This window comes from Streptomyces sp. NPDC107498 (genome assembly GCF_055582805.1).
This window is the reverse complement of the sequence record NZ_JBVJPE010000034.1, coordinates 39,165-54,474: the sequence shown is the minus strand read 5'-3', so window position 1 is coordinate 54,474 and position 15,310 is coordinate 39,165. Positions and strand designations below refer to the sequence as shown.

Genomic DNA, 15,310 nt, shown 5'->3' with positions numbered 1-15,310 from the left:
GGAGCGCGAGGGCCGCCGCCGCGAGCATGTACGGCACGTGAAATGCCAGCCCATCAAGGCCTCACACACACTCACAGTCGGTAAAACGGACGAGGGGCACATGACGGCTGGGGATATGGGGCGGCCGTGGGCCGCCATCCACGACAACACCCGCATCCCTGTCGACTTCCGGCTCTACCTCACCGCCACCCCACGCATCCTCGCCGCGGCCCGCCCACAGAAGGGCGCAGAGGAGCAGGGGGCGGAGATCGCGAGCATGGCCGACGACCCCCACGGAACCTACGGCGCGTGGCTCGCGGAGCTGGGGCTCTCGGAGGCGATCGAGCGGGGGATCCTCGCCGGGTTCGAGATCGACGTCCTGGAGATCCGCGACCCCTCCCCCGTCCTCGGGGAGACCGAAGACGCGCGGCGCGGTCGGCGCCTGGCGCTGCTGCAGACCGCGCTCCTGGAGCACGCCGCCGCCTGGGATCTGCGCACCGTCATGACGTTCCACCAGAAGGTCGAGGAGGCCGCCGCGTTCGCGGAGAAGCTGCCGGAGACCGCTGCCGCGCTGTACATGAACGACGCCTCCGATGAGGACCTGGCTAAGGCGGAGAGGCTGCCCGCGTCGTCGATCGACGCGGAGTTCTACGAGCTCGAGGCCGGCCGCCACGTACCCCCGGACCGCGTGTGGTCGGCCTGGCTGTGCGGCGACCACCTCGTAGCCGAGCGACGTGAGGTCCTGCGCCAGTTCGCAGGCGGCATCGACGCGGCCGGGCGCCGGGTGCACCGCGCGTTCCTCGCCAGCTGCCGCGTGCTTGGGGAAGGCGTCGACATCACCGGCGAGCGGGGAGTCGACTCGATCTGCTTCGCCGACACCCGCGGCTCCCAGGTCGAGATCGTCCAGAACATCGGCCGGGCACTCCGCATCAACCGCGACGGCTCCACCAAGGTCGCGCGGATCATCGTGCCGGTGTTCCTGGAGCCCGGCGAGGACCCCACCGACATGGTCGCCAGCGCCTCGTTCCGCCCCCTTGTAGCCGTGCTCCAGGGCCTGCGCTCGCATGACGAACGTCTGGTCGAGCAGCTCGCCTCCCGGGCGCTCACGAGCGGGAAGCGCAAGGTGCACCTGCGGCGGGACGAGGACGGGCGGATCGTCGGCGCCGGCGGCGAGAGCGACATCGAGGACCAGGAGCCGGGCGAGGACACCGACGCCGCTGCCGAGTCCGCGCTGCTCCACTTCTCCAGCCCACGCGACTCCGCGACCATCGCCGCGTTCCTGCGCACCCGGGTCTACCGACCGGAATCGCTGGTGTGGCTGGAGGGCTACCAGCCCCTGATCCGCTGGCGGCAGGAGAACGAGATCACCGGCCTCTACGCCGTCCCCTACGACGTCGAGGTCGAGGTCGGAGCCACGAAGGCGTTTCCGCTCGGCCGGTGGGTCCACCAGCAGCGCAAGGCCCTGCGGGCCGGGGAGCTCGAGGACCGGCGCAAAACGCTGCTGGACGCGCCGGAAGCCGGGATGGTGTGGGAGCCGGGCGAGGAGGCGTGGGAGGCCAAGCTCGCCGCGCTCAGGTCCTACCGACGGGCCATAGGACACCTCGCGCCCCGGCAGGACACGGTGTGGGACGACCCGGCCGACGGCGGCCCGGTGCCCATCGGGCAGCACATGGCCAACCTCCGACGCAAGGGCACGAAGAACGGGCTCGGGAAGGACGCGGAGCGGGCTGCCATACGCGCGCAGCAGATGGCCGCGGTCGACGAGGACTGGGACTGCCCGTGGCCGCTGGACTGGCAGCGCCACTACCGCGTCCTGGCCGACCTCGTTGACGCCGACGGTGTCCTGCCGGCCATCGCTCCCGGCGTGCTGTTCGAGGGCGACGACATCGGGCGGTGGCTGAAGCGGCAGAAGAACCCGGGCACCTGGGCACAGCTCCTCCCCGAACAGCAGGAACGGCTGGCGAAGCTGGGCGTACAGCCCGATCAGGCCCCGTCTCCCGCCCCGGCAGCCGCGCGCACGACGAACAGCCCGAGCAAGACGCAGGCGGCATTCCAGCGGGGACTGGCAGCCCTCGCACAGTGGGTGCAGAAGGAGGGACAGCGGGCCGTCCCGCGCGGCACGGTCGTGGAGATCGAGGTCGACGGCGAGACGGAGCCGGTGCCGGTGAAACTGGGTGTGTGGGTATCGAACACCCGCGCGAGGCGGGACAAGCTCACCCATGAACAGCTGGCCGCACTGCGGGAGCTGGGCGTGGAGTGGGCGTGACGCCGCTGCCGTCCGGCCGTTGAGCCGGACCGCGGGGCCCTGGGCGAGAAACGTCTGGGGCCGTGCTGTTTTCGATCTGTTGAGGCTGTCCGGAACCGACACGACCGGATGGTCGTACCGGCGGCGCAGAGCCGCGCTCGAGTCCGTGCTCACCTCGCGTCGGCTATCCGCCCCCTGGGCGCTGTGTCCGTCGACCACCGACCCGGACACCGTGCATGAGTGGCTAACGTGGGCGTCGGTCGGAATGGAGGGCCTGCTTTCAAGCGGCTGGACAGCGTGTACGAGCCTGCGGTGCGCGGGTGGCGGAAGTACAAGGTGCGCGGGCCCGTGCCGCCCCCGCACCCGCCCTGACGCGGTCGCCAGGCGACAAGGCATATTCGTCCCGCGGTAACCGCGCTGAGCCATCCCAGCGTGCTGCGCGCCCTGCACCAGCGCGCTACTTGACCTGAAGGGGCCTCAGCCACTCCTTCAGCGAGATCTTCTCGTCTCCGTTGGTGTCACCCCACTCCAGCGCCGCCTGCGTCACCTTGAAGGCGCAAGCTACTGGCTGTCATTGGCTGGCGGAAAACGGCTCTAACGCAGGGTAATCGAACAGCTACATACTGCCCCTGTCTGACGAGCACAAGGAGCGTCCATGTCCATGGCCACCCGTCCCCGGCTGGTTCCGCATTCCGAGCGTCTTGAGAAGCTGCGCGCCGAGCTGTCTGGTGCAACAGGCCTGCACCAGACCGGCCAGCGCGACGCCGCCTCGCTCAGCACGCGGGAGAAGCGTCTCCTGCTGAACCCGGCGGGGAACCTGCTGTACGGGGTGATGCTGCGGGCGGCCGCCCGCTACGAGCAGGGCGAGGAGCTGACCGAGCTGGAGGAGCGTCTGCTGGGCGTGTTGCGGCTGTCGGACCCGGCGGACGAGGAGATCGCGGCCATCGGCCGGATCTACCGCGAGCAGGCCGACGCCCCCGGCACCCGGGCGGTGCTGCCCGAGGAACTGACCGGCCGGCCGCTTTCCGAGGGCTACTCGGTCACCGACCTGGTCGAGGAGCTGCCGCAGCTGGCCACGGAGATCAGCGCGATGCCGAAATACCGCGTCGTGCGCGTGGACGAGCTCGGCCCCGAGGACATGCTGGACACCGAGGAGGCCGTGGCCGCGCGCACCGAGTACGGCGGCGGCGCGATCGTCTGCATGACGGCCGAGGACCTCGGCCCCTTCCCACCGGGTCGCGGACGTGCCGGTGCGTGCGGAGTTCAACAAGTTCCATGCCGTCCGCTGGGTGACCAGGGCGGCGGCCGCTCCGGACTCTCCTGGGCCTCAGGATCCGGGTCCGACAAGGACGAGCAGCCCTTCCATTCCCGCGAGTACGGCGCCGTCAGCAGTGGTGAAACCCACTGGTATGCCCGGCCGCGGCCGCGCCGCCCATCCCGCCCGTTCCTTACTCCTTCACTCCAGCCGAGGGGCATGGGCAGAGCAGCGCAACGGGAAGGTCCGCAGGCCTACCACGGCAAAGCGACGTGGTGACTAACGGAGCCGTCCGGGCCGCGTGTCCGCCCTCCGACGCCGGCGGACTCGGCCCCTGCCGGTCGACGCTGCCGAAGTCCGCACGCGACGGCGGGTCCACCGGAGGCTGGTGACGCGGTCCTGGTAGTTACCGGGCTCGACGTGACCGGTCCGCGGCACGCCAGCCCTTATGCCGATGCACCCTTGCCGGCCGTACGGGTTTGGTGCAGGTCGCCCAGTGCGGTGAGGGCGAAGACGGCGGCGTGTGCGGGGTGGTAGTAGGGGATGGGACGGGGGGCGACCTGCTCGGGCCGTGAGGTGAAGCCGCCGTCGGGCTGCTGACGGGCCAGCAGATAGGCCAGAGCTCGGCCGGTCCAGGCGGGGCAGCCCAGGACGGCGGCCACACTCAGGGCGTGGGCGGTGCTGCTGATGTCGCTGGCATCACCCGCCTGATGGCCGAAGCCTCCATCCGGGTTCTGCGTGCGCGCACAGTAGGCGCCGGCCCGGCGCACGGCGGCCTGGACGCGTGCGCGCAGCGGGATGCTGACCGCCGGAGGCAGACAGGTCAGGGCAGCGGTGGCGCGGCGCAGGCCGTGGGTGTGGGTGAGGCTCCAACTGCGTTCGAAAGTGCCGTCGGCGGCCTGGACGTCGAGGAGATGGAGCACTGCGCGGTGCAGCAGGGGTGTGTAGCGGGCGGGGTCGGGGGCCAGGGCGAGGATGGTGTTGGCGGTCATGACCGCTTCGGAGGGCTCGCCGGGCAGGTAGGTGGGAAAGCCCCCGTCTTCCCCCGCCAGGCCGGCGAGGTGGGCGCGGCCGCGGTCGAGGGCGTGGGTGTAGCGGGCCGGATTGATGGCGTGGAGGGCCTCGAGGACGGCGCCGGTGCTTTCGGCGTCGCACTGGGTGACGCGTTCGGTGTACGCCCATCCGCCGTCGGGATTTTGGTGGGTGGCGAGGTAGTCGCCGACGCCCAGCAGTAGTTCGCGGTGCTCGGGGAAGGCGCAGCGAGCCAGGGCGAGGGCGGCGACGGCGGACAGGAAGAGGGTGTGACCGGCGACGAAGGGCAGACCGCCGTCGGGGTTGCGCACCTGCAGCAGGGCGTCGATGCCGTCGCCGATGAGCGGGCTGGCGGGAGTGGTGTGGTGCAGGGCGAGCAGGGCCAGGGTGTGCGCGCCGACGTTGCCCTCCCACACCTCACGCCGGGCCGCCGCCAGCCGGTTCGTCAGGAATCGGCAGTCCTCTTGGGGCACGTCCTGACCCCGGGCGTGGGTGGCGAGGATTTTCATGGCGCAGCCAGTGGCTTCTCCCCAGGTGGTCTGCCCGCGGTAGTCCAGGCCGGCGGCCCGGGGCGGGTAGGGGTCCTGCCCGAGGACGGCCAGGTAGAGGGCGAACAGGATCTGTTTGCGGTCACGGGCGTGAGCGGGGATGTCGCCCAGGGCCCGGTCGAGGGCATGGGGCGGCTGGGGCAGGCCGAGCGCGGCGCGAGCGAGCGTCTGCTCCACCGGGTGCAGGTGGGGATCGGTCCGGCGGGCGGCGATGAACTGCTCCAGACGTGTCCGCACGCGCGGGTAGAGGTTGTGTCGGCGTAAGAGGGCGAGCATCAGCGCGGACTCCAGCACCCGGCTCAGTGTCGGCTCGGCGAACGCGCCACGGTCGTCGAACGCCGCCGCGACCCGGCCGGCCACCCGCTGCGCGACCCGTCGCACAGTGGCCTGCTCATCGTCACGTTCCTCGAATTCGACTGCGGTGTTCGTCATCTCACGGCCCTTCCTGATCACTGGATTCACGTCGTTGGCCCGGCCCGCCCGGGCTGCCGCGTGGCGGCCCGGCCCTCAGGCGTGGACCGGCCGTCATGACGAACGACCGCGGCGCCCAGGCAGGGTGCAACGGTCAAGGCGACAGCGTCTGGGGAGTGGGGTGCGAAGGCGCGGTGTAACGGCCGGACTCCTTCAGCCAGGCCATATGTGTGCTGGGCATGGTGCAGATCGTGTACGCAACCTGGGCGACACCGGCCCGCACGGACGGCCTCAGGGCCCGCGTGGCGTGGTGCAGCCGGCGGCGGGCGGCCGTCATCTGCGCTGCGCGCTGCTCGATGAGGTCGCTCACCTGACTCACGGCGTCTTCGAGGCGGCAGCCGGTCGCGTGCTGTAGGACGAGGACGTAGTTGGTGCTCTCCCCCGCCGCCGCCTCCCTCGGGTAGGACAGCAGGTCGTTGGTCCACGCGGTGAGGTCGTTGGACGCATCGCGCATCTGGCGCCACACGTGGGTTGCCGCGAGGGTGGCAGGAACCTCCACGTGGTGCAGGGCTTCAACTAGGTCGTACATGAACACACCGTTGGCATCCCGGCGCAGCGCTGGATAGTCCTGCGGCGTCGGTGTGGTGCCGTGGCGGCGGTGAGCGAGCTGCGTCAAGAACGCATCCCGGTGCCGCTCCAGGTGGCTAAGGAACCGGCACCGCCACTGCTGCGACATCCCGGCCGCCGTAGCAGGCCACAGACCGGCCACCGCGCCGACGACCGGCGACAACAAGCGCAGGCAGCTTGGCGTGCGGCCTTCGAGAACAGCCGTGAGCGCCGCATAGCTGTCGCGCACGGCGGCCGAGGAGCGGCCAGCGAGGTCTTCGTCCTGCTCGTCGTCGAGATGGAACAGCACAGTGATCCATTGGGCCAGCCGTGCCACGTCCCCGGCCGCAGCATCAGGGATCATACGGGCCGCCATCCGGTGAAAACCCGCCGCCCGCAACCGTCCCCGGCTATAAGCGTCTGCCGCCAAACCGGTCCTGGCCGCCCACACCTCCAGCCCCTGACCGATCTGATCGACCCGCGGATGGACCCGTCCCGGGACACGCACGCCCGGATCGATCAAAGATACGGTCACCTCTGGCCCCGCCCTCCCACCCCAGCGTGAGCGTCAAAGACGGCATGCGCCACGAGGCCCCCACCTGCTCGCGCATCACCCTTCAACGCCATAGCCAACCCCGAAAGGGCTACCCACCCGAAGAATCGCCCATACGTCATCGACGCCCGCCCCACAGCAAGCGTGGCTACCGACGGCGTCCCCTGCAGTCCTGCGACTCCCCAGCTCAACGACATCACCGCTGGTCGGCAGACGGAACGTGGATGACTGGTTCTACTTCGAGGACACCTCCACGCAGCCCTAAGCTCGACCTCACCCCGCAAGTCAGGGAACGGCCGGTTCACCTGCTGTCCCGGCCACCAGCGTCAGCGCCCCAAGGACAGCAGGTGTCCAGCTTCCCCGGCAAGCAGCCAGGTTCCACAGCGGAGAACATTGCCGAAGCCGTACCACTGCCATCAGACGTGAACCACTGCGGTGACCTGTGGCACTGGGCGGTGTCGGTCGCGGTGTATGCGACGCAGGCCGGCCTGTGCTTTTTGGGCGATGCGGACGGCCAGGCCGGTCCATGAAGTCATCCGTGTACACATGACAGCCCTCAAGGGCCATGTCCCTGGCGACCAGAGCGTGGCCCTGCGTCCAGACGCGCCTTACCTCAGGCATTCTGCAGGCTGGATCGGGTGTTTACGGTGTCCATGGTGCGCAGCGTCGGATGTTGTCCGTGAGGGCTTCGAGTACGTCGGAGCGGGTCACTTGGGTGGGGAGCATGCGGGTCAGGTGGGAGGGCATGTCCGGGTAATCGGGTGGCAGGAATCCGATCTGGGCTACGCGGGCCATGCCGCGTGCGCGAGGCTGCAGGGCCAGGGGGTCGGCCAGTAGGGGTCCGGTGGCCGGCCGGCCTGCCTCATTGAGGAAGTTGATGCAGGCTTGCTCCAGGTCGGCTGCGGTCAGGCGTGCGGGGCCGGCCGTGACCCAGTGGAGGCCGGGGGCTGTTGTGTCCCTTCGGATCTGGGCTTCGGTGAGTGCGGTGATGTAGTCGACGAGAGTTTCCATCGGGAGGATGTCGGTCCAGTGGTCGGGCTGGATGGGCAGCGAGCCGGGACGCGCTTGCAGCATGGCGGTGAACAGGGCGTGCGGGAACTGGTGTCGCGGGGCGGCGGAGGCGTTGCGGGCGGCGAAGAGGAGCGCGGTGCGCACGATCGCGACAGGTTGGCTGCACCGGGCGGCCAGTTCCTCACCCCGGCGCTTGGACTGGCCGTAGGCGCGCATGGAGCGGGCGGCAAGGTCCTCTCCGGGGACATCGAAGGCGGCTGAGGCGGAGGAGAGCAGGACCACGGGCACACGGGCGTCGTCGGCGAGTTCCACAATCCTGCGAGTGCCCTCAGCGTTGACGTTGTCGAAGGCGGTGCGGTCGCGGGGGGCGAAGTCGGTGAGGCCGGCGCAGTGCACGATGACGTCGATACCGGCGGCCAGTTCGCGGCGCCGGCTGTTGCTCAGGCCCATGCCGTCGGCGGTCAGGTCGGCCTGTACGCATGTGGTGGCACCTTGGGGCAGGCGGCGGTGCACGAGTGCGGTGACGTCATGGCGGACGGTGAGTGCGGGAAGGAGATTCTGCCCGATTACGCCGGTCGATCCGGTGAGCAGGACAGTGGGGCGGACTGTGGTCATGAGGGCCTCGGGCTGGGATGACGGGCGCGGGGCGGTCCTCTTGTGAGGGACGGCCCTGTCGTTGGGGGTCAAGGGGACCGTGGAGGTGTCCACGGTCAGTTCGGGGAGACAACGGGAAGGGGTTCGCACCCGCTGCTGGGTTCGCACCCGCTGCTGGGTTGGCGCGATGGTAATGCGGGTGCCATGCATGCGGGGCAGGAAGGGATCTCGGTTGTCCGGTCACCGACAGCCGGCCGCCGTCTGCACCGCGACGCTGGGTGATGGCACGGCCGCATGTTCCACCGGGTGGCAGTAGGCCAGGCTGTCGAGGGACTGCCCAGTCGCGAAACGGATCAGCAGATCGCCGACCAGATCAGGGAGCTCCAGATGCATGGCGTGGTCGGCGTCGTGCATCAGCATGACGCGGGCGTCGGGACACGCCGAAGCCACTTCGCGGCACAGGCCCGGTGGGGTGAACAGGTCGTGCTCACCGGTGGCCACCGCCACGGGGACAGTGACCGCCGGGTGCAGCGACGGCAGCTGTTCCAGCAGCCTCAGCGTGTTGTTCCGGTACTTCTCCCGGTCCGCCCCGTCGATGTCACGGAACATGGAGTACAGGACGCGGCGCACTGCGGACTGGCGGGTGACGCGCGCGCTCGGAGCGGAACGCAAAATGGTGTCCGCGCTCAGTCGAGCGAACTCCTCCATGTGTCCGCTGTCCAGCAACTCCACGCTGCGTCGCAGATCCTGCCGGACCGGGTCGGGGACCCACAGGAGCGGTCCAGCCAGTGCCAGGCTGCGCACCATGTGGGGGTGGGTCTGGGCATAGCGGTAGGCGATGCCCGAACCATAGGAAGCGCCGAGCACGTGCACCTTGCGGTGCCCGGCTGTCTCCAGCAGGTCGTGCAGGGCGCCAGCGAGGAAGTCCAGCCCGTAGGAGGCGGGCAGCGTGTCCGCCTCGCCCCATCCGGGCAGGTCCACGGTGAAGATGTGAAACGTCTTGGCCAGCGCCGTCTCGAAACGGCCCCATGCCGTCTTGCGCTGGAGGGCTCCGCCGATCAGTACGACCGTCTCCGCCGTGGGATCACCGTGCCGCAGAGTGCGGCCCTCGGACCGGTATCCGCCGTATCGGGACACCACGAACTCTTCGAAGGCCAAGACACTCCCCTTGCTCCCGCGACCCCTTGAGGGACCCTGACTCGCGCCGGCCGTGACAGCCACAGCGGCATACGCGTCATCAAGGGGAACGATCTTGACGGCACGGCGTCACGCGGACGGCACAGCGCAGCCCCGGCCCCGGCTCGGAGCCGGGGCGGACGGGCCCCGGCGGGGTCATCACGTAGTGCGTAAAGCCTGTGGAGCGTCAGATACTGCTCGACTCACCCGATCGGGACGGACGCCGTTGTGGTGCCAGCCGGGGTATGGAGCGCAAACAGGCGGCCCTTGACGTGATCGCTGAGCCACAGAGGCGTCATGCTCTGCAGAGCGACGCCCAGGCGTGCGTCGGCGCCGACGGTGTACCTGGCCCGCGGGCGCGGGACGCGCAGAGCTTTGGCGATGGTGCGGGCCACGGGCTGCGGCCCGCCGGCCGACCGCTGAATGCGGGAGAAGAGATTCACGGCCCGGTCATGAACGCCTGCGTCACCGGCGCCACCGGTTAGGACGGGCAGGTTCTCCTGTGCCCGGTCCCAGAACGGGGTCGCGACCACGCCCGGCTCGACGAGAACTACCTGCACACCGTAGCCGCGGACCTCCATACGCAGACTGTGCATCGCCGCGCTCAGCGCGTGCTTGCTCGCGCAGTACCAGCCGCTCATCGGCGCCGGAATCCGAGCGGCGGCGGAAGAGACCGCCACGATCCGGCCGCGGCCCCGCTCACGCATCGAGGGCAGCACCAGGCCGCACATGCCCAGCGTGCCCACAACGTTGACTTCCATCACCTCACGAACGCGCTCCGCCGGCACATCGGTGATCGCCCCTGTCAGCGGGATCCCGGCGTTGGCCACCAGCGCGTGGGGGCCGCCATCGGTGAGTTCGGCGACCGCCCCGACAGCCTCACGACAAGACATCGGGTCCGTCAGATCCATGATCACCGCGTCCACGACCAGGCCCTGCGCACGGGCGGCAAGAACCAGCGCGTCGGCCTTCTCCCGTGAACGTGCCGTCCCGATCACCCGCCAGCCCTGACGGGCAAGCAGCAGAGCAGCGGCCAGCCCGATCCCACTGCCCGCACCCGTCACCAGCACACTGCCCGGCCCATCAGCACTGCTCGTCCGCTCATCCACCACACGCCACTCCCAAGGTGAGTTAGTGACATCCCGCCACCAGCAGACCAGGCAGCCGCTGGCCCCGACCTGCAACGGGACGCGCTCTCGGCGACAACGACCACACCCCCGCTCAAGGCACGCATCGCATGCTGGACATGCATTCAAGATCATCCCGTGTGAGGTTTCCGGCGTATCCGGGTCATGCCCCGCGGATGGATCTGATGGACAGCTCCCAGCCCTCACCCGCCATGCGGTTCGCCGCGCGGCGACGTAACAAAAACCCGCCCTGCAGTACGCGCCTTCGAGGGGCTGAGCCCACGGTGCGGGCGGCGCAGCCGCCTCTGACACCCCTTGATCCAGCCAGTCCTGCCTCCACCACGCGAGGCAGGACTGCACCACCTGCACACTGACAGCATCAGTGACTTTGGAACATGTTCAGCCCTGGCGCCTGAGCGCTCCGCACACGCGGGCACCGCGAGCCTGAGTCCACCGTGACGGAGAGGTACCAGTGGCGTTGGACAGATCATGAAACTCAACCACCCGTACCAGCGTCTGCTGCGCTCCGCGCTCGCGGCCGCCATGACTGTGATGACCCTGGCGATGAACGTACCGTCGGCGCACGCCGAGGCAGCCGTCGTCTTCAGCTACGACCCCCCTCAGATCTCCGAGGACGAGCACACCGTCACCTGGGAATGGAAGCTGTCCAACGGCGACGAACCGGTCGACCGCGTCGTCATGACCCACGCGATCCATCCCTCCGGCCTTCGGATCATCGAAAGCTCGCACCCCTGCGTCCCGGCAGGTGACACCGTCAAGTGCTCCTACGGCAGTCTCAAGCCCCACGAGAGTCGCACCGGCTGGATCGAGGCCGAACTCCCCGACACCGCTTCCACCGTGAAAATCAACGGCCGGATCACATACGCGCCGCACACGACACCCTAGGAACAAATCGAAGACCAGCCGTCTGCACCAGCTGCAGGGCCAGCAGCGGGAATCCGACTGCCGGCCGGGGCCAGCTTTGGCAGCGAAGAACCGCTGCCAAAGCAGTGGCCACTCAGCACCCTTGACCATGGACGGTTCGGGCAGCGTCGACCGGCAGGGACGAGCCCGATGTCCCCGCCAGCCGTATCGGCCGGTGGTCGGTCTGCGCGCGGTCATGAAGCTGACGGTTGGCCACCTAGAGTACGGGCTTGGTTGCTCTCCACAAGCGGAGAGCTGAGCGCCGGCCGTCTCCAGGAGCCGCGTCGGGAAATCGGGGGTGCGCGGTGGGCGTGGATGTGGTGCGGGAGTCGGCCCGGGCGGGGCGGGTGGTGTTGTGGGAGGAGTCCGCACGCGACGGCGCCCAGGCCAAGACACTGATGAGCGCGAGCTTCCGGGTCCGTCTCGCGCGGGAGCAGGGGCGGATCTTCGGTGATCACGGGCCGCGGCATGTGGTGTTCGCGGCCGGCTTTCCCGCGGTGTGCGCCGAGGAGTTCGAGGCGGTGCGGCGCGTGGCGGTGGAGGCGGAAGGCGCGGTGAGTGTCGCCGCCGTGTGCCGGGGCACCCGGGCCGATGTGCGCCAGGCGCTCGCGTCCGTCGCCGGCACCGCACACGCCCGGATCATGGTCGTGGTCCCGGCCTCGGAGGCGATGGCCCAGGTCATGACCCACCTGAGCGCCCGCGAAGCCTTGGAGCAGGGTGTCGGGCTCGTCAAGGACGCCAAGGACGTGGACGATCAGGTCGCCGTCGATGTCTGTCTGGCGGACGCCTCGCGCGCCGACCACGGGCTGATGGCCGCCTACGCGGCAGCAATGACCGCGGCGGGAGCGGGGACCGTCGTCCTGGCCGACACCATCGGATGCCAGCTCCCGACCGAGACCGCGCGCATGTTCTCCGACGTCGCCGACGGGGCCGGTGAGGAGGTGGTTCTCGCCTCTCATTTGCACAACGACCTCGGGCTGGGCCTGGCCAACACTGTGGAGGCCCTGCGGGCAGAGGTACGGGTAGTGTCCTGTTCATGGCTGGGGATCGCCGAACGCAGCGGCATGGCCGCAACCGAGCAGCTGCTGTTCCTGCTCGCCCACGACCCGGCCCGCACGACCCAGTTGCTGGGCGCCGACTGTGAAGCCTGGTGGAGCGCCCCCGACCTCACACGGCTGCCGGACATCGCCAGGATAGTGTCCGAGGAGACCGGCGTACCTTTGAGCGTGACCACGCCGATCGTCGGCACCGGCGTCGGCACCATCTCCACCGGCACTCCTTTCGTACACCCCGAGCTGTTCCAGCCCTTCGACCCGCAACAGCTGCTGGGGATCACGCCGAAGGTGGTACTCACCCACCTGGCCAGCGCCCGGGTGGTCAAGGCGGTCGCGGCCCGGCTCGGCCACGACCTGGACCACGCGCAGGCAAAAACCGCGATGGGATGGGTAAAGACGCGGGCCTTCCGCACCGGGCAGGCCGTCATCGACGACGCCGCCTTCGGTGACTACCTCAACGGGCTGACGCACACCCAGGCGGCAGGAGACGAGCGATGAACACGGGCCGGGAAACGATGGCCGACGCGGGCCTGGACGTGGGCACCGTCGACGCCGAAGAGGCGCGGGCCGCACTGGGGCGGGGCGGGGCGGTGGTGGTGCCCAATCCCGCGCCACTGACCTACGTCGTGGCCGCCACCGATCCTCACGCCGTCAACACGGCCAAAGGCCGGCCCGCCGGCCAGGCCGTCGCCGTGTGGGCCCACGACCCGGCCACCCTCGCCGCGGTGGGTCAGGTCCTCGACCTCACCCCGCACCAGGCCGCACTGGCCCGCCGGCTCCTCACCGAGGAACGGCTGACCATGCTGCTGCCGCTACGGCCCGGCGCCCGCGGCCCGGCCTGGCTGACACCAGCCACCCAGAACGGCTGGACCCTGATCTTCGGCGCCCGCTGGACACCCCTAATGCCCGTCATCGCCGACCATCCCCTCCTCTACGTCAGCAGCGCCAACCGCACCAGCCACCCACCCGCCGCCACCGCCACGGCCGCCACCGCCATGTTCCCGCCGACCGTCCCCGTCCTGGGCGCCGCCTCCCTCACCGGCGCCGGCCCCGACCCGGCCGAAAAACCCCGCGCGGCCACCACCACCCTGCGCCTCCACCCCGACGGACGCATCGACCTCCACCGCCACGGCGCCCAAGACCGCCCACACCCGAGCGCCAATCACTACCTCGACCACATCCACACCACGTACTCCGGCACGTGATCACCGCGCCGGAGCCGCACAGTGCACGACGCTGCTGGACGCGCCGAAGGCCGGGATAGTCGGGCTCGGGCAATTTCCCAGGCTGACGCCCGGCGAGCGACCAGCCCACAGGGCACAGCGCGGCAGCCTGGGCACACAGCGGACAACGGGCGCTCGCGTTCTCACGGTCGGGGTAGGGCCGGTGCTTCAGCTCTCACGACCTATGCCTTCTTCCAGCCCGAACCCCGGCCCGCAGCCTGGCTGCACGCCACCTTCATGGCCTGACGCCAAGGACCGCTGACCGCCACGGGCCCGCACGCCCGTGGCGCTCACCCGACACCTCGCCCCCCGTATGGCGTACTGATCCGGGAAGAGTCGGGGGCGGCGGGTTCAGAAGGCCCTTGCGGGCCGGGATGCCGGTCGGCTTCGTCCAGGACGACGTCGGCGAGGGCGCGGGCAGCGCCGGTCAGCTGCAGCGCGATCTGCTGGAGGTCCGCCGCGGGCAGGCCCGGGTTGCTGGTCCAGCCGAGGACGGCCTTGGCCAGGCGCTCGTGGGTGGCGCGGTCGAGGGGGATTTCACCTTCGAGGAGCCCTTCGGGGTCATGCAGGGCCAGGTGTCTGCTGCTCATCAAAGCCTCGTTGTGGCGGTCTCACGGGGGGCCTGGCTGCCGTCTTGCTCTTGGTCGCCGGGCTGCTGGGCGAGAAGCGGGCACACCCCGAGGTCGACTGGGCGCAGCTGCGCGCGGTCGGCAAGGGCCGGCGCTCTCCCCTGGCCGGACTCCAGGCGCAGCTGGCCTGAGCGCGCCCGGCCCCGGCCCTTATGGACGACACCTCTTCCCCCTCGGCTATCGCGTGGGAAAGACACCTCATGCAGCTAAGTCGTCAAGTTCGGCTCTGCCGTGGTGGCGTCGGATGGCATCTCATGCGTCGTCTTCAGGGAAGAAAGTATCCGCGATCTTCACGAGCTGGTCGTCACTCAGCTGCGGAGGCGCCCATCCACGGCGGCGTGCGTGATCGACGAATCGGTCATCGACGGGAACGTGGTACCGCTCGACGTAGTGAGCAAGGTCGGTGTGCCAGAACCACTCACCGTCGGTAAGGAGGTGAAGACCATCGATGAACTCGTTGGTCGGACTCAGGAAGTCGTAAACAGCTGATCCAGTCGCGGCGATCACGCTGCCGGCACGCAGGTACCGCACAAGGTCCTCCTCGTGCGGGTCGCCTTCACTGCGCACTGCAGCAATCAGGTAGGGGCCATTTGGACTCCCATGCTTCAGTTCCCTGAACTCGCCGAGAAAGCGGTCTGCGTACGGGTACTCACTGGTCACCGCCAGGAGCGTAGTCGATCAGATGTCCGGCACCGCCTGGGTGGGCAGCGCCACTGCAGGGGGAGGGAAGGCCACCTCCTCGTCGAAGGGAGTGCGGGTCAGCAGGCAGTGGTGAAGCTGGCCGAGCATCCGGTTGAACAGGTGCCGAAGGGCCTGCATGTGCCAGTCCCCTCCTGCTCGGCGGCGCCGGTAGTGGGCGTCAGCGCCGTTGGAGCCGCTGAGTGGCTTCGCTGATGAAGACGGGGTTCTGGCACACATTCCGTGAGAGCGATCTACAGGGTT

Annotated in this window: 14 protein-coding genes and 1 pseudogene; 7 read left to right on the top strand and 8 right to left on the bottom strand. The window is 69.6% G+C overall.

Annotated elements, in window-relative coordinates; all coding sequences use genetic code 11:
• Positions 1-100: 100 nt before the first annotated feature.
• Positions 101-2,245, top strand: coding sequence for a helicase associated domain-containing protein (locus tag ACZ66Z_RS34620; RefSeq protein WP_469939787.1), 2,145 nt, complete (start codon positions 101-103; stop codon positions 2,243-2,245).
• Positions 2,246-2,879: 634 nt separating this feature from the next.
• Positions 2,880-3,758, top strand: coding sequence for a hypothetical protein (locus ACZ66Z_RS34615; RefSeq protein ID WP_469939786.1), 879 nt, complete (start codon positions 2,880-2,882; stop codon positions 3,756-3,758).
• 167 nt (positions 3,759-3,925) lie between these two features.
• Here ACZ66Z_RS34615 and ACZ66Z_RS34610 read toward each other — a convergent pair whose 3' ends face one another.
• Both ACZ66Z_RS34610 and ACZ66Z_RS34605 read right to left on the bottom strand, forming a co-directional pair.
• Positions 3,926-5,491, bottom strand: a complete 1,566-nt coding sequence (locus ACZ66Z_RS34610; protein ID WP_469939784.1) for a prenyltransferase/squalene oxidase repeat-containing protein — start codon at positions 5,489-5,491, stop codon at positions 3,926-3,928.
• A 133-nt stretch (positions 5,492-5,624) separates the two neighbouring features.
• The gene (locus ACZ66Z_RS34605; RefSeq protein ID WP_469939783.1) at positions 5,625-6,599 is read right to left on the bottom strand and encodes a terpene synthase family protein; all 975 of its coding nucleotides are present in this window, start codon (positions 6,597-6,599) and stop codon (positions 5,625-5,627) included.
• A gap of 377 nt (positions 6,600-6,976) precedes the next feature.
• On the opposite strand from ACZ66Z_RS34605, the gene ACZ66Z_RS34600 reads away from it, so the two are divergent.
• Complete coding sequence (locus ACZ66Z_RS34600; protein ID WP_469939782.1) at positions 6,977-7,159, top strand: hypothetical protein; 183 nt, start codon at positions 6,977-6,979, stop codon at positions 7,157-7,159.
• Between the two features lie 112 nt (positions 7,160-7,271).
• Here the strand turns inward: ACZ66Z_RS34600 and ACZ66Z_RS34595 are convergent, their stop codons facing one another.
• From ACZ66Z_RS34595 to ACZ66Z_RS34585, 3 genes are all read right to left on the bottom strand, one after another.
• The gene (locus tag ACZ66Z_RS34595) at positions 7,272-8,255 is read right to left on the bottom strand and encodes an SDR family oxidoreductase (RefSeq protein ID WP_469939781.1); all 984 of its coding nucleotides are present in this window, start codon (positions 8,253-8,255) and stop codon (positions 7,272-7,274) included.
• Between the two features lie 219 nt (positions 8,256-8,474).
• The gene (locus ACZ66Z_RS34590) at positions 8,475-9,392 is read right to left on the bottom strand and encodes an alpha/beta fold hydrolase (protein ID WP_469939780.1); all 918 of its coding nucleotides are present in this window, start codon (positions 9,390-9,392) and stop codon (positions 8,475-8,477) included.
• A 221-nt stretch (positions 9,393-9,613) separates the two neighbouring features.
• Positions 9,614-10,522: an SDR family NAD(P)-dependent oxidoreductase gene (locus tag ACZ66Z_RS34585; protein WP_469939778.1), complete on the bottom strand. Its 909-nt coding sequence runs from the start codon at positions 10,520-10,522 to the stop codon at positions 9,614-9,616.
• Between the two features lie 504 nt (positions 10,523-11,026).
• Here ACZ66Z_RS34585 and ACZ66Z_RS34580 point away from each other — a divergent pair.
• The 3 genes from ACZ66Z_RS34580 to ACZ66Z_RS34570 all read left to right on the top strand — a co-directional run bounded on the left by ACZ66Z_RS34580 (position 11,027) and on the right by ACZ66Z_RS34570 (position 13,721).
• On the top strand, positions 11,027-11,443 hold the full coding sequence (locus ACZ66Z_RS34580) for a hypothetical protein (protein ID WP_469939777.1): 417 nt from the start codon (positions 11,027-11,029) through the stop codon (positions 11,441-11,443).
• A 323-nt stretch (positions 11,444-11,766) separates the two neighbouring features.
• Entirely contained in the window at positions 11,767-13,014 is a 1,248-nt protein-coding gene (locus tag ACZ66Z_RS34575) for a 2-isopropylmalate synthase (protein ID WP_469939776.1), read from the top strand.
• Positions 13,011-13,721, top strand: coding sequence for a hypothetical protein (locus tag ACZ66Z_RS34570; RefSeq protein WP_469939775.1), 711 nt, complete (start codon positions 13,011-13,013; stop codon positions 13,719-13,721). Before ACZ66Z_RS34575 ends, ACZ66Z_RS34570 begins: the two co-directional genes overlap by 4 nt.
• A gap of 308 nt (positions 13,722-14,029) precedes the next feature.
• On the opposite strand, the gene ACZ66Z_RS34565 is transcribed toward ACZ66Z_RS34570, so the two are convergent.
• On the bottom strand, positions 14,030-14,329 hold the full coding sequence (locus ACZ66Z_RS34565; protein WP_469939773.1) for a restriction endonuclease: 300 nt from the start codon (positions 14,327-14,329) through the stop codon (positions 14,030-14,032).
• Positions 14,330-14,373: 44 nt separating this feature from the next.
• Here ACZ66Z_RS34565 and ACZ66Z_RS34560 point away from each other — a divergent pair, with 44 nt between their 5' ends.
• The gene (locus tag ACZ66Z_RS34560) at positions 14,374-14,499 is read left to right on the top strand and encodes a hypothetical protein (protein ID WP_469939772.1); all 126 of its coding nucleotides are present in this window, start codon (positions 14,374-14,376) and stop codon (positions 14,497-14,499) included.
• 121 nt (positions 14,500-14,620) lie between these two features.
• Here ACZ66Z_RS34560 and ACZ66Z_RS34555 read toward each other — a convergent pair whose 3' ends face one another.
• Complete coding sequence (locus tag ACZ66Z_RS34555) at positions 14,621-15,028, bottom strand: hypothetical protein (protein ID WP_469939771.1); 408 nt, start codon at positions 15,026-15,028, stop codon at positions 14,621-14,623.
• Between the two features lie 18 nt (positions 15,029-15,046).
• Positions 15,047-15,250, bottom strand: a pseudogene (locus ACZ66Z_RS34550) (IS110 family transposase); the annotation flags it as partial.
• Between the last annotated feature and the right edge of the window lie 60 nt (positions 15,251-15,310).

Coding starts and splice junctions, on each gene's coding strand:
- ACZ66Z_RS34580 (WP_469939777.1), top strand. CDS start 11,027: ATGAAACTCAACCACCCGTACCAGCGTCTGCTGCGCTCCGCGCTCGCG.
- ACZ66Z_RS34570 (WP_469939775.1), top strand. CDS start 13,011: ATGAACACGGGCCGGGAAACGATGGCCGACGCGGGCCTGGACGTGGGC.
- ACZ66Z_RS34610 (WP_469939784.1), bottom strand. CDS start 5,491: ATGACGAACACCGCAGTCGAATTCGAGGAACGTGACGATGAGCAGGCC.
- ACZ66Z_RS34615 (WP_469939786.1), top strand. CDS start 2,880: ATGTCCATGGCCACCCGTCCCCGGCTGGTTCCGCATTCCGAGCGTCTT.
- ACZ66Z_RS34595 (WP_469939781.1), bottom strand. CDS start 8,255: ATGACCACAGTCCGCCCCACTGTCCTGCTCACCGGATCGACCGGCGTA.
- ACZ66Z_RS34565 (WP_469939773.1), bottom strand. CDS start 14,329: ATGAGCAGCAGACACCTGGCCCTGCATGACCCCGAAGGGCTCCTCGAA.
- ACZ66Z_RS34620 (WP_469939787.1), top strand. CDS start 101: ATGACGGCTGGGGATATGGGGCGGCCGTGGGCCGCCATCCACGACAAC.